This window comes from Pseudoxanthomonas sp. 3HH-4, assembly GCF_006716465.1.
Lineage (GTDB): Bacteria > Pseudomonadota > Gammaproteobacteria > Xanthomonadales > Xanthomonadaceae > Pseudoxanthomonas_A.
In genome coordinates this window covers 1,095,242-1,120,180 of the sequence record NZ_VFPB01000001.1, presented here as the reverse complement: position 1 = coordinate 1,120,180, position 24,939 = coordinate 1,095,242, and the positions used below count along the sequence as shown (strand labels likewise).

27 protein-coding genes are annotated in these 24,939 nt (G+C 66.8%); 16 read left to right on the top strand and 11 right to left on the bottom strand.

Features of this window, described 5'->3' with window-relative positions; genetic code table 11:
- Nucleotides 1–9: 9 nt before the first annotated feature.
- Together FB548_RS05055 and FB548_RS05050 are read right to left on the bottom strand one after the other, a co-directional pair.
- Complete coding sequence (locus FB548_RS05055; RefSeq protein ID WP_142123626.1) at nt 10–612, bottom strand: HutD family protein; 603 nt, start codon at nt 610–612, stop codon at nt 10–12.
- A 287-nt stretch (nt 613–899) separates the two neighbouring features.
- Entirely contained in the window at nt 900–1,238 is a 339-nt protein-coding gene (locus FB548_RS05050; protein ID WP_142123625.1) for a helix-hairpin-helix domain-containing protein, read from the bottom strand.
- 241 nt (nt 1,239–1,479) lie between these two features.
- Here FB548_RS05050 and FB548_RS05045 point away from each other — a divergent pair, with 241 nt between their 5' ends.
- The 3 genes from FB548_RS05045 (at nt 1,480) to FB548_RS05035 (ending at nt 4,710) form a co-directional block, all read left to right on the top strand.
- A complete protein-coding gene (locus tag FB548_RS05045) occupies nt 1,480–2,970 on the top strand; it encodes a M20 family metallopeptidase (protein WP_142123624.1) in 1,491 nt (496 codons plus the stop codon).
- Between the two features lie 162 nt (nt 2,971–3,132).
- The gene (locus FB548_RS05040) at nt 3,133–3,399 is read left to right on the top strand and encodes a GlsB/YeaQ/YmgE family stress response membrane protein (protein ID WP_142123623.1); all 267 of its coding nucleotides are present in this window, start codon (nt 3,133–3,135) and stop codon (nt 3,397–3,399) included.
- 168 nt (nt 3,400–3,567) lie between these two features.
- Nucleotides 3,568–4,710 (top strand): serine hydrolase, encoded by a 1,143-nt coding sequence (locus tag FB548_RS05035; RefSeq protein ID WP_142123622.1) that lies wholly within the window; start codon nt 3,568–3,570, stop codon nt 4,708–4,710.
- On the opposite strand, the gene FB548_RS05030 is transcribed toward FB548_RS05035, so the two are convergent.
- Both FB548_RS05030 and FB548_RS05025 read right to left on the bottom strand, forming a co-directional pair.
- On the bottom strand, nt 4,694–6,283 hold the full coding sequence (locus FB548_RS05030) for a winged helix-turn-helix domain-containing protein (RefSeq protein WP_255470309.1): 1,590 nt from the start codon (nt 6,281–6,283) through the stop codon (nt 4,694–4,696). The two genes, FB548_RS05035 and FB548_RS05030, sit on opposite strands and share 17 nt — an antisense overlap.
- Before the next feature lie 4 nt (nt 6,284–6,287).
- Nucleotides 6,288–7,694 (bottom strand): mannose-1-phosphate guanylyltransferase/mannose-6-phosphate isomerase, encoded by a 1,407-nt coding sequence (locus FB548_RS05025; protein WP_142123620.1) that lies wholly within the window; start codon nt 7,692–7,694, stop codon nt 6,288–6,290.
- 71 nt (nt 7,695–7,765) lie between these two features.
- On the opposite strand from FB548_RS05025, the gene FB548_RS05020 reads away from it, so the two are divergent.
- Both FB548_RS05020 and murU read left to right on the top strand, forming a co-directional pair.
- On the top strand, nt 7,766–8,782 hold the full coding sequence (locus FB548_RS05020) for a phosphotransferase (RefSeq protein WP_142123619.1): 1,017 nt from the start codon (nt 7,766–7,768) through the stop codon (nt 8,780–8,782).
- A complete protein-coding gene (murU, locus tag FB548_RS05015) occupies nt 8,779–9,483 on the top strand; it encodes an N-acetylmuramate alpha-1-phosphate uridylyltransferase MurU (protein WP_142123618.1) in 705 nt (234 codons plus the stop codon). The genes FB548_RS05020 and murU overlap by 4 nt, the downstream gene beginning before the upstream one ends.
- A 51-nt stretch (nt 9,484–9,534) precedes the next feature.
- Here murU and hda read toward each other — a convergent pair whose 3' ends face one another.
- The 3 genes from hda to FB548_RS05000 are packed head-to-tail and all read right to left on the bottom strand — an operon-like array spanning nt 9,535 to nt 12,503.
- The gene (gene hda, locus FB548_RS05010; RefSeq protein ID WP_142123617.1) at nt 9,535–10,233 is read right to left on the bottom strand and encodes a DnaA regulatory inactivator Hda; all 699 of its coding nucleotides are present in this window, start codon (nt 10,231–10,233) and stop codon (nt 9,535–9,537) included.
- 8 nt (nt 10,234–10,241) lie between these two features.
- Complete coding sequence (locus FB548_RS05005) at nt 10,242–11,405, bottom strand: AI-2E family transporter (RefSeq protein WP_142123616.1); 1,164 nt, start codon at nt 11,403–11,405, stop codon at nt 10,242–10,244.
- 15 nt (nt 11,406–11,420) lie between these two features.
- Nucleotides 11,421–12,503 (bottom strand): DUF2066 domain-containing protein, encoded by a 1,083-nt coding sequence (locus FB548_RS05000; RefSeq protein ID WP_142123615.1) that lies wholly within the window; start codon nt 12,501–12,503, stop codon nt 11,421–11,423.
- Nucleotides 12,504–12,673: 170 nt separating this feature from the next.
- On the opposite strand from FB548_RS05000, the gene purM reads away from it, so the two are divergent.
- From purM to FB548_RS04975, 5 genes are read left to right on the top strand one after another with little or no spacing between them, the layout of a single operon-like run.
- Nucleotides 12,674–13,690, top strand: coding sequence for a phosphoribosylformylglycinamidine cyclo-ligase (gene purM / locus FB548_RS04995; RefSeq protein WP_185741981.1), 1,017 nt, complete (start codon nt 12,674–12,676; stop codon nt 13,688–13,690).
- Nucleotides 13,691–13,697: 7 nt separating this feature from the next.
- Entirely contained in the window at nt 13,698–14,318 is a 621-nt protein-coding gene (locus tag FB548_RS04990; protein WP_142123613.1) for a DUF2238 domain-containing protein, read from the top strand.
- Complete coding sequence (gene purN, locus FB548_RS04985) at nt 14,315–14,968, top strand: phosphoribosylglycinamide formyltransferase (RefSeq protein WP_142123612.1); 654 nt, start codon at nt 14,315–14,317, stop codon at nt 14,966–14,968. The genes FB548_RS04990 and purN overlap by 4 nt, the downstream gene beginning before the upstream one ends.
- Before the next feature lie 12 nt (nt 14,969–14,980).
- Nucleotides 14,981–15,697 (top strand): DUF3108 domain-containing protein, encoded by a 717-nt coding sequence (locus FB548_RS04980; protein WP_142123611.1) that lies wholly within the window; start codon nt 14,981–14,983, stop codon nt 15,695–15,697.
- Nucleotides 15,698–15,699: 2 nt separating this feature from the next.
- Entirely contained in the window at nt 15,700–16,389 is a 690-nt protein-coding gene (locus FB548_RS04975) for a DUF3108 domain-containing protein (RefSeq protein ID WP_142124113.1), read from the top strand.
- A gap of 51 nt (nt 16,390–16,440) precedes the next feature.
- Here FB548_RS04975 and FB548_RS04970 read toward each other — a convergent pair whose 3' ends face one another.
- Genes FB548_RS04970 through FB548_RS04955 form a run of 4 tightly spaced genes read right to left on the bottom strand, consistent with a single transcriptional unit; the run spans nt 16,441 to nt 19,937 of the window.
- Complete coding sequence (locus FB548_RS04970; protein WP_142123610.1) at nt 16,441–16,770, bottom strand: EF-hand domain-containing protein; 330 nt, start codon at nt 16,768–16,770, stop codon at nt 16,441–16,443.
- Nucleotides 16,767–18,038: a UDP-N-acetylglucosamine 1-carboxyvinyltransferase gene (gene murA, locus FB548_RS04965; protein WP_142123609.1), complete on the bottom strand. Its 1,272-nt coding sequence runs from the start codon at nt 18,036–18,038 to the stop codon at nt 16,767–16,769. The genes FB548_RS04970 and murA overlap by 4 nt, the downstream gene beginning before the upstream one ends.
- A 44-nt stretch (nt 18,039–18,082) precedes the next feature.
- A complete protein-coding gene (locus tag FB548_RS04960) occupies nt 18,083–19,663 on the bottom strand; it encodes a DUF4034 domain-containing protein (protein ID WP_185741980.1) in 1,581 nt (526 codons plus the stop codon).
- A 40-nt stretch (nt 19,664–19,703) separates the two neighbouring features.
- Entirely contained in the window at nt 19,704–19,937 is a 234-nt protein-coding gene (locus tag FB548_RS04955; RefSeq protein WP_142123607.1) for a BolA family protein, read from the bottom strand.
- Nucleotides 19,938–19,990: 53 nt separating this feature from the next.
- Here FB548_RS04955 and FB548_RS04950 point away from each other — a divergent pair, with 53 nt between their 5' ends.
- The 6 genes from FB548_RS04950 (at nt 19,991) to FB548_RS04925 (ending at nt 24,848) form a co-directional block, all read left to right on the top strand.
- The gene (locus FB548_RS04950) at nt 19,991–20,995 is read left to right on the top strand and encodes a KpsF/GutQ family sugar-phosphate isomerase (protein WP_142123606.1); all 1,005 of its coding nucleotides are present in this window, start codon (nt 19,991–19,993) and stop codon (nt 20,993–20,995) included.
- Nucleotides 20,996–21,057: 62 nt separating this feature from the next.
- Nucleotides 21,058–21,603: an HAD hydrolase family protein gene (locus tag FB548_RS04945; protein ID WP_142123605.1), complete on the top strand. Its 546-nt coding sequence runs from the start codon at nt 21,058–21,060 to the stop codon at nt 21,601–21,603.
- Entirely contained in the window at nt 21,600–22,163 is a 564-nt protein-coding gene (lptC, locus tag FB548_RS04940) for an LPS export ABC transporter periplasmic protein LptC (protein ID WP_142123604.1), read from the top strand. The genes FB548_RS04945 and lptC overlap by 4 nt, the downstream gene beginning before the upstream one ends.
- Nucleotides 22,141–22,650: a lipopolysaccharide transport periplasmic protein LptA gene (gene lptA, locus FB548_RS04935; protein WP_142123603.1), complete on the top strand. Its 510-nt coding sequence runs from the start codon at nt 22,141–22,143 to the stop codon at nt 22,648–22,650. The genes lptC and lptA overlap by 23 nt, the downstream gene beginning before the upstream one ends.
- Complete coding sequence (lptB, locus tag FB548_RS04930) at nt 22,650–23,369, top strand: LPS export ABC transporter ATP-binding protein (RefSeq protein WP_142123602.1); 720 nt, start codon at nt 22,650–22,652, stop codon at nt 23,367–23,369. The genes lptA and lptB overlap by 1 nt, the downstream gene beginning before the upstream one ends.
- 45 nt (nt 23,370–23,414) lie before the next feature.
- Complete coding sequence (locus FB548_RS04925; protein WP_142123601.1) at nt 23,415–24,848, top strand: RNA polymerase factor sigma-54; 1,434 nt, start codon at nt 23,415–23,417, stop codon at nt 24,846–24,848.
- Nucleotides 24,849–24,939 lie beyond the last annotated feature (91 nt).

Below are 24,939 nucleotides of genomic sequence, written 5' to 3'. Positions count from 1 at the left end.
GCCATCCGCTCAGGCGTTCTTGCCAGCGCCCTCGTCCTCGATGCGGATGGCCAACAGTTCGCCACCACCGTGAAGCGCGTAGCGGGTACGCGCCGGCCCGGCGGCCAGAATGGCAGTGTCACCGCTCCAGAGATTCCCGAGCCCGCAATCGGCATCGAACGCCGCCTGCCCTGCAAGCAGGTGAACCACCCAATGCACGCCAGGCTCGGTGAAGAATAGCATCGGTCCAACCAAGGGGCGATGCAGCAGTTCGGTGCGGACGACATCGCGTCGCCACATCAGATTGAAGTCATGCGTGGGGCCGTCTACCAGTTCGCCAGTCACTGCGTCTTCGCCCCCGAAACGATGGCGACCATGCGGGGGTGCAAGTTCCACGACGCGTCCCTCGTTAAAGCGGAGGCGCAAGCCATTGCCGCGCAGCAGGACCAGTTCGCGATCAATGCCGGGAAACCCGGAGAAAGCAGCATCTTGTTCGATCTCGGCGATCGAGAGACGCCAGTCCCATGCCTCGGTGTCGGGCACGCGCAGGATTTCACGGGTCCAGCCCAAGCCATTCCTCCATCGCTCCCGCCGGTACTCGTTGGCAGGAATGATGCGCGACACGTCCGGCATGGTATTTCCCCGTCAGGATGCGGCGCGATTCTAGCCCCTTCGCACTTCTTGGGCAGCCATGCGGCGACCCGAAAACGACATCGCCCGGATGCGCTTCCTGCGCACCCGGGCGATGTCCACATCCATGTCGGCGTCCTGACAGTGACAGGCCAATGCCTGCTCCTGCCCTTGCGCATCCTGCGCGTTGTAGTTACGTCCTTGTCGGCCTCCTGCCTGTTTCCCCCTTGGCATCCAGCCCCTGTGTCCGGCGTTCCACATCCTGTGGAAGTGCCGGACACGGGAATCCATCAGCGTCGCGCTACCGGCTTTGCGGGTGTTGCGGCGGCCGCACCCGGCTTGCGCACCGGGGTCGTACCAGCCCGCAGTTCGATGCGGTCGCGGTTCTGTTCCACGGTGCTCAGGCCGATGCCCTTCACCATCGCCAGTTCCTCAGCGCTCTTGAACGGCCCATTGACCTTGCGGTATTCGACGATGGCGACAGCCTTCGCCGGACCCACGCCCACCAGCACGCGATCAAGTGCGGCCGCATCCGCCGTGTTGATGTTGACCTTCTCTGCGGCCATCGCCTGCATGGCGAGCAGCAGCGAAAGAGCAGCGGCAGATACGATGTGGATGAATGACTTCATGACAACTCTCCTTGTGACGTTGGACTCTCCATGGATGGCGGATGCGTCGACGCATCCGTCATGTCCGTCGGTCGCCTCAGGCCCGCGACGGTAGGGAGAGTGTCCAGCGCCCATGGGTGTCAAGGTATCGCCACTGCGCGTGTGAATCTGCCCGTAAACACCCCGGCCATGCGTAGGAAAAGTCCTACCCCAGGCAAGAGCGTAGAATGGCGCACTACGTCTCAAGTACTCCGGAGTTGCCATGGATACCGCCAAAGTCGACCGCTACGTAGCCGAGAAATGGGATGACGACATCGTCCCGCAGCTGGTCGAGTACATCCGCATCCCCAACAAATCGCCGATGTTCGACAAGGACTGGGTGGCCAACGGGTACATGGAACAGGCGGTCCAGCTGATGGAGCGCTGGGCGAAGGCGCAGTCCGTCCCCGGCATGCAGGTCGAAGTGGTCCGCCTGGAAGGCCGCACGCCGCTGATCTTCATCGAGATTCCCGCCAGCGGCCCGGAAACCGGCGCCGATACCGTGCTGCTGTATGGCCATCTGGACAAGCAGCCGGAAATGACCGGCTGGGACGACGACCTGGGCCCGTGGGTGCCGGTGATCAAGGGCGACAAACTCTACGGTCGCGGCGGCGCCGATGACGGCTATGCGATCTTCGGCTCGCTGGCGGCCATCCAGGCGCTGCAGCAGCAGGGCGTGCCGCACGCGCGCTGCGTCATCCTGATCGAAGCCTGCGAGGAATCCGGCAGCTACGATCTGCCAGCCTACGTCGATCACCTGGCGGGCCGCATCGGCATGCCGTCGCTGGTGGTGTGCCTGGATTCGGGCTGTGGCAACTACGATCAGCTCTGGTGCACCACCTCGCTGCGCGGCCTGGCCGGTGGCAACTTCACCGTCAAGGTGCTTGAGGAAGGCGTGCACTCCGGCGACGCATCCGGCGTGGTGCCGTCCAGCTTCCGCCTGCTGCGCCAGTTGCTGTCGCGGGTGGAAGACGAGCAGACCGGCCGCATCCTGCCGGACGGCCTGCAGGTCGAGATTCCGGCGGACCGCCTCGCGCAGGCGCAGGAAGCTGCGCGCGTACTGGATACGGCCGTGTTCGACAAGTTCCCGTTCCTGCCCGGCATGACCCCGATGACGGACGACCTTGCCCAACTGGTGCTCAACCGCACCTGGCGCCCGGCGCTGTCGGTGACCGGCGTGGACGGCATGCCGCCGCTGTCGTCGGCGGGCAACGTGCTGCGACCACATACCTCGGTGAAGCTGTCGCTGCGCCTGCCGCCCACGCTGGATGGCAAGCACGCCGGACAGTTGCTGAAGAACTTGCTGGAAAAGGATGCGCCCAACGGCGCGCAGGTCAGCCTGGACTTGGAGAAGGCGAGCACCGGGTGGAACGCCCCGGCGATGTCGCCATGGCTGGAGAAAGCCATCGACGCCTCCAGCCGCGAGTTCTTCGGCGCCCCGGCGATGTACATGGGCGAAGGCGGCACCATTCCCTTCATGGGCATGCTGGGCGAGAAGTTCCCCGGTGCGCAGTTCATGATCACCGGTGTGCTGGGCCCGCATTCCAACGCGCACGGTCCGAACGAATTCCTGCACATCCCGATGGGCAAGAAGGTCACCGCCTGCGTGGCGCGCGTGATCGCCGAGCACCATGCGGCCAGCGTGCGTGGCGAAACCACGGGCGTGGGCGTGGCGGCCGGCGGCGAGCAGCACGGCGACCACGGCTGCTGCTGATCGTCCCTCTGCATCGCGGCAGCAGAAGGCCGGGGCAACCCGGCCTTCTGCGTTTTCAAGCCGGGTGGGTTGACCGATCTGCCTTCGAACGCCAATGCCCCCTCTCGGGGCGTCTGGGTTACGCTGCGCATCGCCCCACACCTTCCCAACTGGAGTGACTCGATGGAACAGATCTTTGGCGGCGGCATCCTCTGGACGTTGTTGATCGGCTTCCTCGCCGGCTTGCTGGCACGGGCCCTCAAGCCGGGCAACGACAAGCTGGGCTTCTTCATGACCATCCTGCTGGGCATCGCCGGCGCGTTGCTGGCCCGTTTCATCGGCGGTGCACTGGGTTGGTACGGCCCGGGCGACCCGGCCGGCTTCATCGCCTCGGTGGTTGGCGCCATCGTGCTGCTCTTCATCTACGCCATGGTGAAGAAGAAGGCCTGAGGCCCCGGGAACATCCGGACGGCCCAACGCCATCAAAAGCCCCGCCATGCGGGGCTTTTTCTTGCGCCCGCACGGCGCGGGCGATCGCTTTCATAATTCTTCATTCGGCTGTCAGGCCCTTCATCGAGACCCGCGATGCAATGACGCTCCCTACCAAGGAGTCATGCCATGCGTCGTTCCCTGCTGTTGCTCTTCCTCGCCATGTCCACCGTTGCACACGCGGCGGAGCCATCTGCCAGCGCCCCAGTCCTGCCGGAAGCCTATCGCCCACCCGTGCCGACACAGGATGGCTGGCAGACCGCTGACGCCCGTCGCGGCGGCTGGCAGGTTGATCGTCTGCAGGCGCTGGAGGTGGCCATCGCCAAGGGGGATTACCCGGGGGTCACCAGCATCGTCATCGCCCACCAGGGCAAGCTGGTGTACGAGCGCTACTTCAACGGCGGTGGCCCGGACGTGCTCAACGACACGCGTTCGGCCACCAAGAGCGTCACCGCTCTGCTGCTGGGGGCGGCGATCGATCAAGGGCATATCCCGGATGCGCAGGCGTCCGTGTACACCTACTTCGCCGACCAGCAACCGTGGCAGAACCCCAGTCCGCGCAAGCAGCGGATGACGCTGGAAGACCTGCTCACGATGAGCTCGGCATGGGAGTGCGACGACGAAAACCCGTTCTCCGCCGGCAACGAAGAGCGCATGTACGTGAGCGAGGACTGGACCCGGTTCGCGCTGGACCTGCCGATGCGTGGCTTCGCGCCGTGGATGACGCACCCCGAGGACAGCCCGCATGGTCGGGCCTTTTCGTACTGCACGGCGGGCAGCTTCCTGCTGGGTGCGGTGATTGAACGGGCAACAGGCAAGCCGCTGGCGACCTTTGCTGCCGATGCACTGGAGCGCCCCCTGGGCATCCAACAGGTGCAGTGGAACAGGTCGTCGGAGGGTGTGGGCATGGGCGGGGGTGGCACGCGCTATCGCAGTCGCGACCTGGCCAAGCTCGGGCAACTGGTGGCCGATGGTGGCCGCTGGCAGGGCCGGCAGATCATCTCCACGTCCTGGATCAACGCGGCACTGACGGTACATGCGCAGGCGCGCGAGGACGCGGACTACGGCTACCAGTTCTGGCGGTTCCGTTTCCCGCGTGCGGAAGGAGAGCAGGCAGCGTGGGCGATGTCGGGCAACGGCGGCAACTACGTCTTCATCGTGCCCGAACGGCAGCTGGTAGTGGTGATCACGCGTGCCTCGTTCAACCAGCGCAACGTACACCCGCAGTCGCAGCAGATGTTTGGCGACTACGTGCTCAAGGCGATGCCGTAAGGCTTTCCAGCAACGCGCCGGGCACCTTGCGGTGCTCGAGCGCGACGCGACGGTTCAGCGCATCCACACTACGGGCGAAGGCCGGCTCGGCCGCCATCGTCCGGAACAACGGCGACACCCGCAAGTACGCCGCATCGCTGTAACCCGCATCCACTGCGCGTTGCAGCGATGCGAGCGCCGCCGCGCGATCGCCGGCGGCCTCACGCAGCACCACGACTTCAAGCCAGTCGGAGGGGTAGCCAGCGCCGCCTTCCAACTCGCGGGCAAGGCTGTCGGCACGCGCACTGGCCCACGCCGGGTCGACGGCGCCGGCATGGAGGCGGGCCAGCGTCGTCGGCAGGCTGGCACCGGGACGCAAGGCTTCCGCTTGCCGGTAGGCGGTCAGGGCAGCGGCGTGATCGCCCCGCAGTTGCGCCAGTTCGGCCGCCAGCTGGAACAGGTCGGCATGTTCCGTGCCGCGCCGCATGGCCTGGTCCAGCGCGGCCTGCGCTTCCGTCGTGCGACCGTGGCGGAACAGGAAACGCGGCCAGGCGATGTTGGAGAACACGTTGTCGGGATACAGTGCGAAGCTCTGGCGATAACGCGCTTCCGCCGCCTGCGGATAGCCCAGCAGATCCAGGATGCCGGCGATCTGTACCTGCAGGTAGCGCACACGCGCCGGGTCGCCGCGCAAGGATGTGTTCGCGAGCAGCGCCTGGGCGAGCAGCCCCTTGCGGTCATAGAGGTAGGCCGCGGACGCGCGGCTGTTGTCGGCGGCGGGGTCCAGTGCGACGGCACGTTCGTATCCGGCAAGCGCATCGTCGATACGGCCGCGACAGTCATGCGAATAGCCCAGCGCGGCGTGGGCAGCCGCGCGCCTGGGCTCGGCGCGGATGGCCAGCTCGGCCAGCGCCTGCGCGCGCGCTGCCCATTGCGGGGGAAAATTGAACAGACAGACACGGGCACTGTAGGCGCGGCTCAGTCCGACCAGCGCATCCACGTTGCCGGGCTCTTCCTTGAAGGCCTGGCCAAAGAGTTCGATGGCGCGTTCGTTGTCGTCGCGTTGACCGATGCTGGCGTAGTAGGCGGCACGCTGCAGCAACGAAGGCTGGACCGGTGCGGGGGCCGCAACATGGGGATCGGTGCGGCTGGCATGCTGCGTCCACGCCCACAGCCCCACGCACGCTGCAAGCACCACGACCCCTGCCACGGCCATCATCACGGCGCGAGATCGATGCCGGGGAAGCACCGGCATTCCGGCGGACGCGATGGCAGGCATCGGTTCTGGCGGAACGCACAACTGGTACCCCTGCCCGCGCACCGACCGCAGGTAGCGCGGACGGCGTCCGTCATCCCCCAGCGCTTGGCGCAGCAGTTTTACTCGTTGGGTAACGGTCTCCTCGTTGACGACTGCGGGTGCCCATACGCGCTGTATGAGCTCGTCGAAACCCACGACGCGGTCGCCCTGTTTCAGCAGGTGGCGCAGCAGCTGGAAGCTGAGGCCTGCCACATTGAGGAGTTCGCCGTCGCGCTCGACGCGCTGCCGCTCCAGATCGATCACCAGATCGTCCAGGCGGTAGCGCACGGAGCTCACGCCATTACTCACTGCGACCGTAGACATCCTCGAATCGGACGATGTCGTCTTCACCCAGATAACTGCCGGACTGCACTTCTATCAGCTCCAGCGGCACCTTGCCGGGATTCTCGAGGCGATGCTTCACGCCCAGCGGGATGTAGGTGCTCTCGTTCTCGGACAGCAGCAATGTCTCGTCGCCCCGCGTCACCTTGGCCGTGCCGCTGACCACGATCCAGTGTTCGGCGCGGTGGTGATGCATCTGCAGGCTGAGCGCGGCGCCCGGCTTGACCTTGATCCGCTTCACCTGGTGGCGGTCGCCATTGTCGACGGAATCGTAGCTGCCCCACGGACGATGCACCTCGCGATGCAGGACCGCCTGACTGCGCTGTTCTTTCTTCAGCTGGGCAACGACCAGCTTGACGTCCTGCACACGGTCCTTGCGTGCGACCAGCACCGCGTCGTCCGTTTCGACCACCACGATGTCGTCCACGCCCACCAGCGCGACCAGGCGCTGCGCGTAGGCATAGCTGTTGCGACTGTCAACGGCGATCACGTCGCCGTGGTGCGCGTTGCCATCGGCGTCGCGCTCGGCGACCTCCCACAGCGCGGACCAGCTGCCAACGTCGCTCCAGCCGATATCCACCGGCAGCACCATCGCGTGATCCGTCTTCTCGAACACCGCGTAGTCGATGGAGTCCGACGGGCACGCCGCGAAGGCCTGCTTGTCGAGCCGGACGAAATCGCCGTCGTGGCGCGCGGCTGCATGCGCCGCGCGCGCAGCGTCGACGATGTCAGGACGGAACCGTGCGAGTTCCTCAAGATAGCGGCTGGCGCGGAACAGGAACATGCCGCTGTTCCAGTAGTAGCCGCCGGCATCAAGGTAAGACTGGGCCGTGGCGGCGTCGGGCTTTTCGACGAAGCGCGACACCTTGCGAATCCCGTCGCCGGCTTCGGCCTGGATGTAGCCGAAGCCGGTCTCCGGGGCGGCAGGAACGATCCCGAACGTCACCAGCGCGCCCGCATCCGCGGCAGCCGAGGCTTCGCGCACGGCGCGCTGGAAGCCGGCCACATCGCGGACCACATGGTCAGACGGCAGCACGAGCAGCAGCGGATCGGCACCGCCCGCCATCGCCTGCAGCGCCGCCGCCGCAATCGCAGGAGCCGTATTGCGGCCGACGGGCTCCAGCAGGATCGCCGGCGCGGGCGCGCCAACCTGTCGCAGCTGCTCGGCGACCAGGAAGCGGTGCTCTTCATTCGCAACCACGATGGGCGCAAGTTCGGCGATGGCCTCCACGCGGCGCCATGTCGCCTGCACCATCGTGTCGTCACCCGCCAGCGGCAGGAACTGCTTGGGATAGGCCTCGCGCGATAGCGGCCACAGGCGCGTGCCGGAGCCGCCGGACAGCAGCACGGGTTGGAGGTGGGCCATGCAAGCCTCGCAAGTCGGTGGGGCGCCAGTTTACCCTGTACGCCTTATCGCCTTTGCGTGGCCGCGACTGCATGAACCCAACGATTCAGGACCCTTCCGGACGCGGCGCCCAGCGCCTGGAGTGGGCGCGCGGCGCGCTTGGCGACCCGTACGCACAGCTCGAACGCGCATCGATGGACGCGGGCTACCGCAGCTACTGGCGCAGCCTGGGCGATGGACCGGGACGGATCGTGATGGATTCCCCACCAGGTCTGGAGGATGTGCGGCCCTGGCTGGCGATGCGCGAACTGCTGGCTGGTGGCGACGTACGCGTGCCGGACGTGCTCGCCATCGACACGGAACTGGGCTTCCTGCTGCTGGAGGACCTGGGTGGCCCGACGCTGGCGCACGTGATCAGCGAAGACAATGCCGACACCTGGTTCGACGCCGCCATCGAACAACTGCTGCGCCTGCAGGCCATTGCGCCGCCGGAGGGCATGGGGGAGTTCGGCGAGGCGCTGCTGCAGCGTGATGCCGGCCTGTTCGACGAATGGTTCCTGCGCCGTCACCTGGGCCTGACACTGGACTGCGGCGAGGCCGAGAGTCTGGAGCTGTCCCAGCGCCGGCTGATGGACAACGCGCTGTCGCAGGCGCGCGTACTGACCCATCGCGACTTCATGCCGCGCAACCTGATGCCGGTGACCCCCGGCCCGGCAGTGATCGATTTCCAGGACTGCGTGCGCGGCCCCGTCGCGTACGACGCGATGAGCCTGTTCAAGGATGCGTTCCTGAGCTGGCCGATCGAACGCGTCGACGGCTGGCTGGCGCGCTACCACGCGCGCGCCACCCGTGCCGGGCTGCCGGTGCCGGAGCTGAAGGTCTTCCTGCGCGACGCGGACTGGATGGGCATCCAGCGGCACCTGAAGATCCTCGGCATTTTCTCGCGCCTGCATTACCGCGATGGCAAGACCCGCTATCTGCCCGACGTGCCGCGCTTCATCCGCTACCTCGACGAGGTGCTGCCACGCTACCCCGAACTCGCGGGCCTCCACACCCTGCTCGACAAGCGCATCAAGCCGGTGTTGCATGCGCGCGGTGAGATCGCATGAAGGCACTGATCTTCGCGGCGGGGCTTGGCGAGCGCATGCGCCCGCTGACCGACCACACACCCAAGCCACTGATCGAAGCCGGAGGCAAGCCGCTGATCGTCTGGCATCTCGAAAAGCTGGCAGCGCTCGGCGTGCGCGATGTTGTCATCAACACCAGCTGGCTGGCTGACCGGTTCCCGGAGGCGCTGGGTGATGGCGAACGCTGGGGAATGCGCATCCATTACCTGTACGAAGGCGACACGCCACTCGAAACCGGCGGCGGCATGCTCAACGCGCGCCCGCTGCTGGGCGAAGCGCCCTTCCTGCTGGTCAATGGCGATATCTGGACCGATTTCGATTTCGCGCGGCTGCCGCGCGAACCGCAGGGCCTGGCACACCTGGTGATGGTGGAGCCTCCGGTCTTTGCGCCGCGCGGGGACTTCGCACTCGACGCTGCCGGCCAGCTGCACCGCGAAGGCGAACAGCGACTGACGTACGCTGGCCTGGGGCTTTACCGCCCCACACTGCTGGATCACTGGCAGGAGCACATCACCGGCGAGCTCCGTGTCACGCCCGGTGGCAAGCCGCGTTTCCCGTTGCTGCCCCTCCTGCATGCCGGCATGGCCGCAGGACGCGTGACGGGCGAGCGTCTGCAGGGGCGCTGGACCGATGTCGGCACGCCGCAACGGTTGGACGAACTGGAAGCCACGCTGCGCGCGTAGCCAGTCTTCTTCCCTGCACTGCGCGAACAACATCGCAGGCAGAGCGCGCCCCTACAGCACGCTGCGCAGGAACGGGACCGTGACGCGCCGCTGTGCCGCGAGGGATGCGCGGTCGAGGCGGTCCAGCAGTGCCACCAACGTACCCAGGTCGCGATCGGTCCGCGTAAGCAGCCATTCCAGCGCGGCATCTTCCAGCACCAGACCGCGCCGCTGCGCACGCTCACGCAGCACATCGCGGCGCCCCGCCTCGTCGAGCGGATCGAGCATCACACGCAGGCACTGCTGCAGACGTGAACGCAAGTCGGGGAGCTCAAGGCCGATGTCGTCCGGGATACCGCGCGCGGTGTACAGCACGTTCAATCCGGAGGCGCGCGCGCGGTTGTGGAAATCGAACAGCGCCACTTCATCCTCACGGGTACCTGCGATCACTTCGATGCCGTCCAGCGCGACCACATCGTTGCCCTCCAGTGCGTCGAGTGCATCGCGCAAACGGCCCGCGGCGGCGGCCATCGGCAGGTAGGCCGCGCGACGATGCTGCTGTTCGGTGGCGGCACACAGTGCCAGCGCCAGATGGGTCTTGCCCGTCCTTGACGGGCCGGCCAGATAGACCCAGTCCGCGCCCGGCGTGGTTGCCAGTGCCCCTAACGCCGCCAACGCACCCTGCGGAGGACCGATGAAACTCTCGAAGCGCTGATCCGGCGGATAGCGCAGCGCCAACGGCAATTGCGGACCGAGATCGGTACCCTGCATGCCCCTGCTCACGGCGTATCGATGTCGCGCGCCGGCGCCTGTTCCACGCTGCCCTTGTCGATGTACGAATCCAGCACGATGGACGGCCGGTCGCCGGCATACAGCCGGCTCTGCGTGTAGCGCTCGTGGGCGAAGCGAAGCAGCACGTTCGCAATCGCCGCCACCGGCAGCGCCAGCAGCATGCCGAGGAAGCCGAACAACTGGCCGCCGGCCATGATGGCGAAGATCACCGCCACCGGATGCAGCCCGATGCGATCACCCACGATGCGCGGCGTCAGCACGTAACCTTCCAGCATCTGGCCGACCACGAACACCCCCAGCACCATCGCCACCAGTGACCAGTCGCCACCGGACTGCACCAGCGCGGCGATCACGCCCAGCACGATGCCGGTGGCGGTACCGAGGTAAGGTACGAAACTGATCAGGCCGGCGATGATGCCGATCAGCAGACCCACCTTCAGGCCCACCACCGACAGGCCGGCCGCATAGATCGCGCCCAGTGCCAGCATGACCAGGAACTGGCCGCGCAGGAACGCGCCCAGCACTTCATTCGATTCCAGCGCCAGTCGGGTGACGGTCGCGATGTGGTCGCGTGGCACCAGTGCGGCGATGCGCTCGACCAGCAGATCCCAATCGCGCAGGAAATAGAACGTCAGGATCGGTAACAGCACCAGATTGGCCACCCATGCCATCACCGCGAAGCCGGAGCGCGAGAAATAGCCGAACATCGTGGCAGCCACCCCACCGGCCTGCTGCCAGTGCCCGCGCACCCATTCCGTCAGCCGGTCCGGATCCAGCCAGGCGACCAGTTCGAGCCCGGTGCGACGCTCCACCCACGGCAGCGCCGTCTGAACGAACCAGTCCCGGTACGCCGGTAGCGATTCGATCACCGTGACCACCTGACGTTCGATCATCGGCACCAGGATGACCAATGCCAACACCAGCAGCAGCAGCATCAGCGTGAACACCAGCACCACCGCCACGGTACGCGAGCGTCCTGAGCGTTCGAGCCGGTCGACCCATGGGTCACCGAGCCAGCCCAACAGGGCCGCGCAGACGAACGGCGTCAGCACCGGCGCCAGCAGCCAGATCAGCCAGCCGACGATCACTGCGATCAGCAGCCATTGCCAGCGGCGGGCCAGCGTTCCGACCGGCGTGGGGGAAAGATCCATGGGCATCCTTGTGTATCAGCGCATCTGGTAGGCCGGTGGCTCGCCTTCGCCCCCGGTGAAGGGGGCTTCCTCGCCCATGGTGCGACGGAATCCTGCAAGGCCCGAGACAAGCTCCAGATCGAACTCGACCACGTCGCCACTGGCGCGCACGGGGGTGATGCCCCGGACCACCGCCATCTTCTGCAGATGCCCGGTCAGGCGCAGGTAATCGTCCGTGCTGCGGATGCCCGTGAAGAGCACACGATAAGTGCCCGCGGGGCCCGCACTGCCGCGCTTGCCGTATCGCTTCACCAGCGCATCGGCCGTGCCGTCGGCACCGGATGCCATCGCACGACGCGCATCGGCATCGGTCACCGACCATTTGGCCAGCACCTTGCCGGCGTCGACGAACACCCAGTCGGCTGTCCAACCACCCTTGTTGCGATACAGCTTGCCCACCAGTTGCATCGGCGGGCTGTAACGCGCGGATGCGCGTGCGACCGCAGCCGTATCCTGACGCCAGATCGCACCGACCAGCGCCTGCTCCGCAGCGCCGCCGGCAGGCAGGCCGAGGCCGTAGCCGCGCTCGATGGCGCGATTGAGCAGCGGCCGCGCGGCATTGGCGTGCTGCAAGCCCATCAGGCGCGGACCGCTGCCATCGTTGATCGCCAGCCAGACTACCGGTTTCGGGCGCGGCTGCGGCCACACGGGCAGGCCAAGCGCGCCCGCCAGGCCGTTGACCTGGTCTTCGTCGAAACGCACCACGAGTGTCGTGCGGAAGGTCGGCGCGCCGGTGGGCGACGTACCCTGGTCCTGCCGGTAGTCGTAGCCGTCCACGTAGTCCTTGGCATTGCGCAGCTCGGCGCCGACGCCAGGACGTGACATCGCCGACCGGTCGCCCGACAGTTTTCCCAGCACCGTCCCCAACGCGCGTGCGAAACCGCCCTGTCGCTCTTCCTCGCCCTGCCCGTTGACCGGCACCTCGGCCTGATACAGCCCGCGCGCGGAGACCGCGTCGCCTTCGGTGCGCAAGCCCGATTGGGCGTATGCGACGGGCGTCGTGGTAATGGCCGCCAACAGCACGGCGGTGGCGAGGGCGAAACCTGGGATCCAGCGCATCGAGCGTCCTTGGGCTCAGCAGACCCGGTGAATTGTTGCCCGAATGGCACGCCATCGCCAACGCCACCCGTTCAGGACGGCCGCGAGGCGCGTCGATTCCATTAAAATCACGCCTCTTGCCCCATCGACGACCGCCCGTGACCCAGCCGACGCCTTCCGCCCCCACCCCGATGACCTATCGCGACGCGGGTGTCGATATCGACGCCGGCAATGAACTGGTCGAACGCATCAAGCCGCTGGTCAAGCGCAGCTTCCGGCCAGAGGTGATGGGCGGCCTGGGCGGCTTCGGCGCGCTGTTCGACCTGTCCGGCAAGTATCGCGAGCCGGTGCTGGTCTCCGGCACCGATGGCGTGGGCACCAAGCTGAAACTGGCCCAGCAGCTGGGCCGCCACGACACCATCGGCATCGACCTGGTGGCGATGTGCGTGAACGACGTGCTGGTGCAGGGTGCCGAGCCGCTGTTCTTCCTGGATTACTTCGCCACCGGCAAGCTGGACGTGGACACTACGGTTGCGGTGGTCGGCGGCATCGCCCGTGGTTGCGAGCTGTCCGGCTGCGCGCTGATCGGCGGCGAGACCGCCGAGATGCCGGACATGTACGGTCCGGGCGAATACGATCTGGCCGGCTTCTGCGTGGCGGCGGTGGAGAAGTCGAAGCTGCTCGACGGCGCCAAGATACGCGCGGGCGACGTACTGGTCGGTATCGCCTCCAGCGGCCCGCATTCCAATGGTTACTCGCTGGTCCGCCGCATTTACGACCGGGCCGGCCGGCCGGCGGACGTCGACGTCGGTGGCGTGAAGCTCGCCGACGCATTGATGATGCCGACGACTCTGTACGTGAAGCCGATCCTGGAACTGCTGCAGGCGCACGACCTGCATGGCATGGCGCACATCACCGGCGGAGGACTGACCGAGAACATCATCCGCGTCATCCCCGACGGCCTGGGCCTGCAGATCGATGCCAGCGCGTGGACGCTACCGCCGGTGTTCGACTGGCTGCAGCGCGAAGGCGCCGTGGAAAATACCGAGATGTGGCGCACCTTCAATTGCGGCATCGGCTTCGTGCTGGTGGTCGCGCCGGACCAGCTTGCCGCCGTCCAGTCGGACCTGGCCCGCCTGCATCTGACGCACTGGCAGATCGGTGAAGTCGTCACCGCCCACGGCGGCGAACGCGTCCGCATCGGCTGAGCGCGGCATGCCGCGCAGCAAGGGGGTCGTCTTCGGACTGACGCTGGCGGTGTTCGCCGCCAGCTGGATCGCGCCGCGGTGGCCGGTCGAACAGGCCATGCACAGCAGCCTGACCGTGCTCGGACTTGCGTGGCTGTGGTGGCATGACCGCCGCTGGCCGCTGCGGCCGGTGCATTTCGCCCTGATCTGCGCCTTCATCGTGGCGCACTGCATCGGCGCGCGCTGGCTGTATTCCTATGTGCCGTACGACGCGTGGCTGCAGGCCGCGACGGGCTGGTCGCCGGCGGAAGCATTCGGCTGGCAGCGCAACCACTTCGACCGTTTCATCCACCTGATGTATGGGGTCTGCTTCACGCCCGCCGTCTGGCATTGGCTGCGCCAGCGCTGGCCACGGCTATCGGTGGCCCAGGCGTTCACGCTGGCGGTGATGCTGATCATGTGCACGAGCCTGGTGTACGAATGGCTGGAGTGGGGTATTGCGCTGACCATGTCGCCCGAGGCGGCCGAGTCCTACAACGGCCAGCAGGGTGATGGGTGGGACGCGCATGCCGACATGCTGCTGGCCACGGTCGGTGCGTTGCTGGCCTGGCCACTGGCGCGCGCCGAGCGTCACGGCGTGACGGCATGACCGCGCGCATCGCGGTACTGGCCTCCGGCCGCGGCAGCAACCTGCAGGCCATCCTGCAGGCCATTGCTGACGGCACCCTCGACGCCGAAGTGGTGGGCGTGTTCTCCGACAAGCCGACCGCCCCTGCCCTGCGTCTGGTCCCGGCAGCACTGCGCTGGAGCGCGCGACCCGCGGCATTCCCGGATCGTGCCGCATACGAGGCCGCCCTGGCGGACGCTGTCGCCGCCACCGGTCCGGACTGGGTGGTCTGCGCAGGCTACATGCGCATCCTGGGCGATGCCTTCATCGCCCGCTTCCGCGGCCGGCTGATGAACATCCATCCGTCGCTGCTGCCCAAGTACCGCGGCTTGCACACGCACGCCCGCGCGCTTGAGGCCGGCGACACCGAGCATGGCGCCAGTGTCCACTTCGTCATTCCTGAACTGGATGCCGGCGCTGTGATCGCCCAAGCGAGGGTACCCGTCATGCCCGGCGACACCCCGGAAGCACTGGCCGCACGACTGCTCCCGCGCGAGCACGCCCTGTTGCTGGCCGTGCTGCGCCTGGCCGCCAGCGGCGACCTGGCTGAACAGGGCGACATCACGCTCTGTCACGGTCAGCCGCTATTAAATGCCCTGTCCCTAGATTCAGCCGACCGTCTGCTGCCCTGACCTGCTCCTCCAATGCTTCTCACTCTTCGCTCCCTGCTGCTCGGCCTGTCGCTGGCCGGTGCCACCGCGCCCGCGCTGGCGCTGGAGCCGTTCGTGGCCAGTTACCAGGCTTACAACGAAGGCAAGCTGGCCGGCAGTGCGAGCATGAAGGTCGTGCCGAAGGCGGGCAGCCAGTGGCAGATCGACCTGAACGTGAAGGGCACGCGCGGTTTCGCGCGGCTGGCTGGGCTGAACATCGAGCAGAGCACCGTCTTCGATACCCCCGACGGGCAGTTCCGCCCCCTCAGCCAGGCCACGGTCCGCCGCGCTCTGCTGATGGGCAAGAAGATGGTGGGCACCTACAACTGGACCACCCGCACGGCACAGTGGCAGGGCGACATCAAGAAGAACCGGCGCGCACCCCTGCCCCTTCAGGCGGGTGACATGAGTGCGCTGCTGATGAACCTGGCGGTGATCCGCGATGCCGCCCCCGGGAAACAGCTCGACTACCGGGTGGTGGACAATGGACGTATCCGCGAATATCAGTATCTCGTATCGCCCGAACCGGAAAACGTGACCGTCGAAGACCTGAGCTACAGCGCGCTGCGCGTGAGTCGGGCCAATGGCGGCAACGACGAAACCATCTTCTGGGTCGCCGATGGCGTGCCCACCCCCGTGCGCATCCTGCAGCGGGAAAACGGGCAGGACGGCGTGGACCTCCGCCTGGTCGAATACCAAGGAGCACCATGAACATGATGAAGACCGCATTCCCCATGTCGCGTACGTTGCTGGCTGCCGCGCTGCTCGCCGGCGTCAGTGCGCCCGCCCTGGCCGTCGAGGCCTTCACCGCGCAGTACAGCGCCAGTGCGCTGGGCATGGTGGGCGAAGGCCAGATGTCGGTCTCGCCACAGCCCGGCAACCGCTGGCAGTACTCGCTGAGCGTGCGCAATCAGGCCGTGGACCTCAGCCAGAAGACCGTGTTCGACGTGCAGGATGGCCGCATGCGGCCGCTCAGCAGCAGCGATAGCTCGCGCCTGCTGATCAAGAAGAAGAACGTCAACACGGTCTATGACTGGTCGAAGGCCCAGGCCACCTGGAGCGGCGACGTGAAACCCGACCGCGCCGGCCCGGTGAAGCTGGCCGCAGGCGACATGGATGCCCTGCTGGTCAACCTGGCCATTGTCCGCGACGTGGCAGCGGGCAAGCCGTTGACCTACCGCATGGTGGAGAACGGCCGCGCCAAGCCGATGACCTACCAGGTTGCCGGCAAGGAGCGCATCACCATCGGCGGCAAGCCGCAGGACGCCACCAAGGTGGTACGCACCGACGGAGACAAGCAGACCATCGTCTGGGTCGTGGCCGACGCGCCGGTGCCGGCGCGCATCCTGCAGCGTGAAAACGGACAGGACACCATCGACCTGACGCTCAAGTCCTGGCGCTGACGCGCCACAGGCCTTCCTGCATTGAAAATGCCCGGCAACGCCGGGCTTTTTTTATTCCGCGTCGGGCTGGAATACCGTCTTGCAGTCCATACGGATGGTCCCGCTGCCGTTACGCCACGCATAAGCATTGCACTGCCGGTTTCCGTCTTGCGTCTGCTCGACCACCACCGAGAACACCGCCTGCGCGATCTCGCCCTGGGTCACCGTGCCGTCACCGTTCCAGTCCATGTCGCGGGTGGTGATGCCATGCGTGGCTGCCGAGCCGGTGTAGTGCAGCCACGCGACCAGCGCCAGCAGCGCAATGACGATGCCCAGCAGGATCTTGCGGCGCAACGGGAAGCGCGTGCGGATCCCGGAAAGCGTGGGGGCGCGCTTACTCACGACACACGCCTGATCTTCGCGCCCAGGCCGCCCAGCTTCTCTTCGATGTTCTCGTAGCCGCGGTCCAGGTGGTAGATGCGGTCGATGGTGGTTTCACCGTCGGCGACCAGGCCGGCGAGGATCAGCGATGCCGACGCACGCAGGTCGGTCGCCATCACCGGTGCACCGCCCAGCCGCTCAACGCCGCGCACGATGGCGGTGTGGCCTTCGACGCGGATGTCCGCGCCCAGCCGCAGCAGTTCGTTGACGTGCATGAAGCGGTTTTCGAAGATCGTCTCGTTGATCACGCCCACGCCGTCGGCCACGCAGTTGAGCGCCATGAACTGCGCCTGCATGTCGGTGGGGAACGCGGGGTACGGTGCGGTGGTCAGGCTGACCGCCTTCGGACGCTTGCCCTGCATGTCCAGGGTGATGCTGTCGGCCGTGGTCTCGATCTTCGCGCCGGCTTCGGTGAGCTTGTCGAGCACGGCTTCCAGCGTGTCGGGGCGCGCATTGCGCGCGGTGACCTTGCCGCCGGTCATCGCTGCAGCGACGAGGAAAGTGCCTGTTTCGATGCGGTCAGGCACCACCGAATGGCGACCGCCACCCAGACGCTCGACGCCATGGATGACGATGCGCGAGGTGCCCGCGCCTTCGATCTTCGCGCCCAGCGCGTTGAGGCATTCGGCCAGGTCGGTGACCTCCGGCTCCATCGCGGCGTTTTCCAGCACCGTGGTGCCTTCGGCCAGCGTGGCCGCGGCCATGACGTTCTCGGTACCGGTGACGGTGACCATGTCGAACACGAAACGGGTGCCCTTCAATCGCGCCGCGCGTGCCTTGATGTACCCGTTCTCGACGGTGATCTCGGCGCCCAGCGCCTGCAGGCCCTTGATGTGCTGATCGACCGGACGCGAACCGATCGCACAGCCGCCCGGCAACGACACCACGGCCGCACCGTGGCGTGCGACCAGCGGGCCGAGCACGAGGATCGAGGCACGCATCGTCTTCACCAGTTCGTACGGCGCGACAAAACGGCTCACCGTGGTGGGGTCGACGGTGATGCCGCGCCCTTTCGCCAACGTGCCTTCGTCGATGGTGATTCCCGCGCCCAGCTCGCCCAGCAGCTTCACCGTGGTCACCACGTCGTGCAGGTGCGGCACGTTGGTGATCTCCACCGGCGCATCCGCCAGCAGGGTCGCGCACAGGATGGGGAGCACGGCGTTCTTGGCGCCCGAGATGGTGACTTCGCCGTTGAGCGTGTTGCCACCGGTGACGATGATCTTCTGCATGTGTGGTTCGGTTCTGGGAAAGGGAGGGAGAATTGCAGGCCGCGCTACGGCCGTTTGCCGGGGGCCGTAGGTGACTCGAGCATTCTGTCGAGCCGTTCGGCGTGCTGCGCCTGCCATGGATCGGTCCGATCCAGCTTGGCGAGCAACACCCGGACGTCCGCCTCGTCGATCATCGATTCGGCCATGACGTCGTGGTAGAACAAAAAGACGGGGACGCGCCCGTCACCCGGGTACTCGGCGTTGATCCGGTCGATGTAAGGCTTGGCGCGCTCAGCATTGGCCTTGCGTGCACGGACGCCGGGGTCGCGGAACAGATGGATCTCCGCCAACGCACGCAACGATTGCTGTCTCAGCCCCTGGTCCTTCGCCGAGGCCTCGAACTCGCGCACGGCGTCGTCGTATCGTGCCATGTTCTGGTAAGCGGCACCCGCGTAGAAACGCGCGCTGGCGTTGTCGGGCTCCAGCGCGAGCGACTGCAGCGAATACCTGAGGCTCCATTCGGGTTCCGTCGACAGCAGCAACGAGCTGATGACCCTCGCTGTCCATGCGTCGACCTTGCGGAACCGGCTCACCTGCAGGAAGTAGGCAAGCTGGCGGGCGCCACCCGCCGGTTCGCTCAGCACATTCCGCGCGGCCGTGCCGGCATTCTTCAGGGCATCCTCGTCGCTGCCCATCGCGATCGCTGCTTCCAGCACCTCCAGCGCCGCCTCCGGTACCGGCTCTTCCGCCAACAGCAAATTGCCCTGGTCGGCCAATGGCTGCGCCAGGTGGATCGCAAGGTGCGGGCGTTGCGCTACCAGTTCGGACAGCTTGCCGGCATGGACCAGCATGTCCCGGTAGCTCCCGCCCCACCGCGGCCTCAACGACCGCATGGTCACGTTCGCCAGTTCCGGGCACGCGGGATCCAGCGCCTCGGCGGCACGGCGCGCGCGCGCCTCCAATGCCGGCCGGGAGTCCATCATGCCGATGTCGATCATGCCGGTGTAGGCAGCGATCAGGCGTGGCTTGATGGCGATCGCCTTCTCTAAGTGCGGAATGGCCTGCTCGGCAAACGCACTCATGCGACGCATGTTCTCGCGCGGGGTTTCGGAGGCATACTTGCCGCCCCGCGCCTTCCAGGCGGCGCCGTTGAAATACGCCGCACGCGCAAGGTGCGCGTACGCGCTTTCCGGCGCCTGCTGCAGCCACGCCTCGCTCAGGACGTCGACACGTTCCGAGCTCGACTTGGCCGTCAGCAGGTAGTTGAACGTGTCATGGATGTCGTCGCTGAAGTGCTCGCCCGCGTAATGGCGGCCCAGGCTGGCATCGAACAGAGCCTCCAGCTTCGCCATCTCGCCGCGCTGGACCATGCTCTCGATGTCGTCCAGCGTGGGGCGCTCGATCAAAAAGTGATGTCGGCAATGCGCCGCCGCATGACCTTCCGGCCAATGGTTGACTGGTAGATCGGGGAAAGCCAGGCAACGCTGCAACGGGTCCGCGATGCGCTCCGCCGCACGCACCTGGCCCAGGTAAGCGCGCCAAGGTTCGGGCACGCCCACAAACATCGCGCCGTCGTCCTTGTCCGGAATCGCTGGCAATGCGGCCGCGTCTGCACATGCCAGCCAGACCCACAAGAGGACAAACACCCGCTTCATTCCCATGAACGCGCCCCCGATGACAGAAGAATCAGGCGCCGGTCTCTTCTGGCGTCTGCGTACGCAGCTGCAGCGCATGGATCGCACCGCCCATCAGTTCGCCCAGGGTGGCGTAGACCATGCGGTGCCGGGCCAGCGGCAACTTGCCCCGGAAGGCCTCTGACACCACGGTCGCCTCGAAATGGACGCCATCATCGCCCTGGACGTCGACATGGGCGCCCGGCAGGCCGGATTCGATCAGTTTACGGATGGTTTCGGCGTCCAACGGGCTTTCCTAATAAAATACCCGGCCATTCTACCCGTCGGCGCCCCGTCCGCATGTCCCAGCCGTCCCCCCTGCCCTCCGCCGTCTCGCCCGCCAGTCTGGCGGCCAGCGGCCGTCGGGTCATCGAGATCGAGGCGCGCGCACTGGATGCTCTGGCGGCCCGTATCGACGGTTCGTTCTCGGCGGCCTGCCACGCGATCCTCGCCGGCCCGGGCCGCGTGGTGTGCACCGGCATGGGCAAGTCCGGCCATGTGGCCCGCAAGATCGCGGCGACGCTGGCCTCCACCGGGACGCCGGCGTTCTACGTGCACCCGGGCGAAGCCGGGCACGGCGACCTCGGCATGATCACCGATGCCGACATCGTGCTGGCGCTGTCGTATTCGGGCGAGTCGGATGAAGTCCTGATGCTGCTGCCGGTGCTGAAGCGCCAAGGCAACCTCGTCATCGGCATGACCGGCCGGCCGCAGTCCACGCTGGCGCGCGAGAGCGACCTGCATCTGGACGTCAGCGTTCCCGCCGAAGCCTGCCCACTGGACTTGGCCCCCACCAGCAGCACCACTGCCTCGCTGGCGATGGGTGATGCGCTGGCCGTTGCGCTGCTGGATGCGCGCGGCTTCACCGCCGATGACTTCGCCCGCTCCCACCCCGCCGGCAGCCTCGGTCGCCGCCTGCTGTTGCACATCACCGACGTGATGCATGCCGGTGAGGAAGTGCCGCGCGTGGACGTGGACGCAACTCTGAGCCAAGCGCTGGTGGAAATGAGCCGCAAGCGCCTGGGCATGACCGCGGTCGTCGATGCCGACGGCCGCCTGGCCGGGCTGTTCACCGACGGCGACCTGCGCCGCACGCTCGACAACCCCACGCTGGATGTCCGCAGCGCGCGCATCGCCGAGGTGATGACGCGCGCGCCCAAGACCATCGGCGCGGACCAGTTGGCCGTGGAGGCCGCGCGCCTGATGGAAACCCACAAGATCAGCGGTCTGGTCGTGGTGGACGATGAACAGCGCCCCGTCGGCGCTCTCAACATTCACGACCTGTTGCGCGCCCGCGTGGTGTAACCCGCAGGGTTGTCCGTCTCTGAACCCTTGCGTTGCCACCATCCCCACCCGATCCTGTCCCCATGCCCCTTCACCATCTCCATGACCTGACCGATGACGTGCTGGCCCGTGCCGCGCGCATTCGGCTGGCGTGTTTCGACGTTGACGGGACGCTGACCGACGGCCGCCTGTATCTGGACGGCGAAGGGCGGGAACAGAAGGCGTTCCACGTCCAGGATGGCCAGGGGGTGGTGTTGCTGAAGCGCGCCGGCATCGAAGTGGCCTTCATCACCGCCCGCGGCGGCACGGTTGCCGTCGCCCGGGGCCGCGAGCTGGGCGTGCAGGTCTTCACCGGGATCAAGGACAAGCTGGCCAAGGTGCATGAGCTGTGCCATTCGGCCGGCATCGGCCTGGAGCACGTCGCCTTCATGGGCGATGACCTGCCCGACGTACCGCCGTTCTCCGCCGTAGGCCTGGCCATCGCACCCGCGGACGCGCACCCATGGACAGCCAGACACGCGCATTGGCGGACTCGCCGGACGGGAGGCCAAGGCGCGGCGCGCGAGGCTTGCGACCTGCTGCTGGGCGTACAGGGCCATGCACCCACCTTCGAAGGCGGCACCGCATGAGCTGGCGCACCACGCTGGGCCTGGTCCTGCTGCTGGCCGCCATCGTGAGTGGCTGGTCGGCCTGGAAGAACCGCGACATTCCCGCAGCCAACCGCGTGGTGGTCGACCGATCGGACTACGTGATGCGCGACTTCGAGATGATCGCACTGAACGGCGAGGGCCAGGAGGCTGTGGCGGTGCGTGCCCCCGAGATGGCGCGCAATCCGCACGACCAGACCTACACCATCACCACGCCGCTGTTCCTGCTTCCGGAAGAAGAAGGCCGGTCGTGGGAGTTGCGCTCGAAGACGGGCTGGCTCAGCGCGAAGGGCGAGGAATTGCGCCTGAAGGGCGATGTGCATGGCACGTCACCGAAGGGCGGTACCCGCCAGGCGGAATTCCGCACGGACACGTTGAAGGTGTTCCCGGACCGGGACGTGGCGCAGACCGATGACGTGGTGACGGTTACCCAGCCCGGCTCTAGACTGAGCGGGCGCGGTTTTGAGACCAACCTCAAGACCAAGGACTACACATTCAAATCCGAGGTGAGATCCATCTATGAACCGCGCTCTGCTCGCTAGTGCCGCACTGTTGCTCCTGCTGCCCGTCGCAGGTGCCATGGCCAAGTCCACGGACCGCAACCAGGCCATGACCATCGATTCCGGCAGCCAGTCCGGCAACATGGAAGGCAATGGCAAGACCGTGCTGGGCGGTGGCGTGGTCGTCACCCAGGGGTCGCTGGAAATCCGCTCCAACGCTGCCGAGATCCACATGGCCGACGGCGAAATCTCACGCTCCATCTTCACCGGCAAGCAGGTGAAGATGAAGCAGCAGATGGACGACGGCAGCTGGATGGATGCCCAGGCCGATCGCGTCGAGTACGACATGAAGTCGGAGACCATCACCTTCATCGGCAACTACACCGTGAAGTCCGACCGCGGCTCCAACAGCGGACAGCGCATGGTCTACAACACCAAGTCCGGCAACATGGAAAGCGGCGGCGACGGCACCCGCGTACGGACCGTGATCCAGCCCAAGGCGGCGGCACCCTCACAGGGCAAGAACTGATGTTGACCGCGAAGGGACTGCGCAAGCGCTACAAGCAGCGCGAGGTCGTCGCCGATTTCGGGCTGACCCTGCAGCCGGGCGAAGTGGTGGGCCTGCTGGGTCCGAATGGTGCCGGCAAGACCACCTGCTTCTACATGATCGTCGGCCTGGTGGCTGCGGACGCAGGCACCATCGAACTGGACGGCAAGGACATCACCGCGCAGCCGATGTACCAGCGCGCCAAGCTGGGCGTGGGCTACCTGCCGCAGGAACCTTCGGTGTTCCGCAAGCTCAGCGTCGCCGACAACATCCGCCTGGTGCTGGAACTGCGCGAGGACCTGGACAGCGCGGGCATCGAACGCGAACTGGCCTCGCTGCTGGACGAACTGCAGATCACCCATGTCTCCGACCAGCTGGGCGCCAGCCTGTCCGGCGGTGAGCGCCGGCGCGTGGAAATCGCCCGTGCCCTCGCCGCCCGCCCGCGCCTGATGCTGCTGGACGAACCCTTCGCCGGCGTCGACCCCATCTCGGTCGGCGAGATCCAGCGCATCGTGAAACACCTCAAGGACCGCGGCATCGGCGTGCTGATCACCGACCACAACGTGCGCGAAACCTTGGGAATCTGCGACCGGGCGTATATCCTCAATGCCGGTAGCGTTCTGGCGCAGGGGGCCCCGGACGCATTGCTGGCCAATCCGGACGTACGCAGGGTCTATCTGGGCGAAACCTTCCGCCTGTGATCCCGTCGGCGGCTCTTGGCCGCCTTTCGGGTTCCTGGGTCGGACATGAAGCCACGCCTGCAGACATCGCTGGGACAACACCTGGTCATGACGCCACAGTTGCGTCAGGCGATTCGGCTGTTGCAGATGTCCACCGCCGAACTCGAGATCGAGCTGACCGAGGCCGTGGAGACCAATCCCCTGCTCGACTGGACCGAGGCCGACGAAGAACCCGCGCCCGCGCATGGCACCGAGGATGATCGTCCACCCGAAGAAAGCCCCAGGGAAGCCGAACGCGACGCGCCCGATGATCGCGACGACTGGTCGCCGGATGAAGGCCCATGGACCTCCTCGGGCGGTGGCTCGTTCGACGACGAAGACGGCGGCAGCCCGGCCGAACGCGTGGCCGAAGCCGATACGCTGCACGGGCACCTGCTGTGGCAACTCCACCTGTCCCACCTCTCCCCGCGCGACCGCCGCATCGGCGCCACGCTGATCGATGCCCTGGAAGAAGATGGTTACCTGCGCGAACCACTGTCCGGCATCGTGCAGGCGCTGCGTCCGGATATCGAAGCGGACGAAGAGGACGTCCTCGTCGTCCTGCACCAGGTGCAGCGTTTCGACCCGGTGGGCGTCGCAGCCCGGACGCTGGGCGAATGCCTGCATCTGCAATTGGCCGTGCTGAGCGACGACACGCCGGGCAAGGCGTTGGCCCTGCAGATCGCGGACACGGCCCTGGAGCGCCTGCCGCGCAGCGGCGTGGCCGGCATCGCCCAGGAGATGAAGCGACCGGTCGCCGAGGTGGACGAGGCCGTGCACCTGCTGCGTACGCTCGATCCCAAGCCAGGGGCGCAGATCGGCGACCTCTCGCACGACACCTACGTGGTGCCCGACTGCGTGGTCTGGCGCCAGCGGGGCGTGTGGCGCGCCGCGCTCGCAGGCAGCACGCTGCCGCGGATCGCGATCCATCGCGGTTACGAACAGATGATCCGGCAATGCGGCGACAGCGATGCCGGCTACCTGAAGGCGCAACTGCAGGAAGCCCGCTGGCTGCTGAAAAGCGTCGAAGCGCGCGGCGAGACCCTGCTCAAGGTCATGCGCTGCCTGCTGCACCAGCAAGCCGGCTTCCTGGAATTCGGCGAGCAGGCGCTGCGACCGCTGACACTGCGCGACGTGGCCGAAGAAGTGGGCCTGCATGAATCCACCGTGTCGCGCGCCATCGCCCGCAAGTATGTCCGTACACCGCGCGGCACCCTTCCCATGCGCGCCTTCTTCGCCTCCGGCATCGACACCGAGGGCGGCGGTGAAGCGTCCAGCACCGCCATCCAGGCGATGATCCGCCGGCTGGTCGACGCCGAGAATCCCCGCAAGCCGCTATCCGACGCGAAGCTCGCGGACCTGCTCAAGGCGTCCGGCATTCCGGTGGCACGGCGCACCGTGGCCAAGTACCGCGAAGCACTGAACATCCTCTCTTCGCACGAACGCGTGCGCATCGCCTGAATCCTGCTTGGCGCGCACCGGTTCCGTGACCGCGTTCCAAGGCGGCGCAACGCATTTTTCACACCTGCTCGTAGTGCGCGAAAAAGAACGC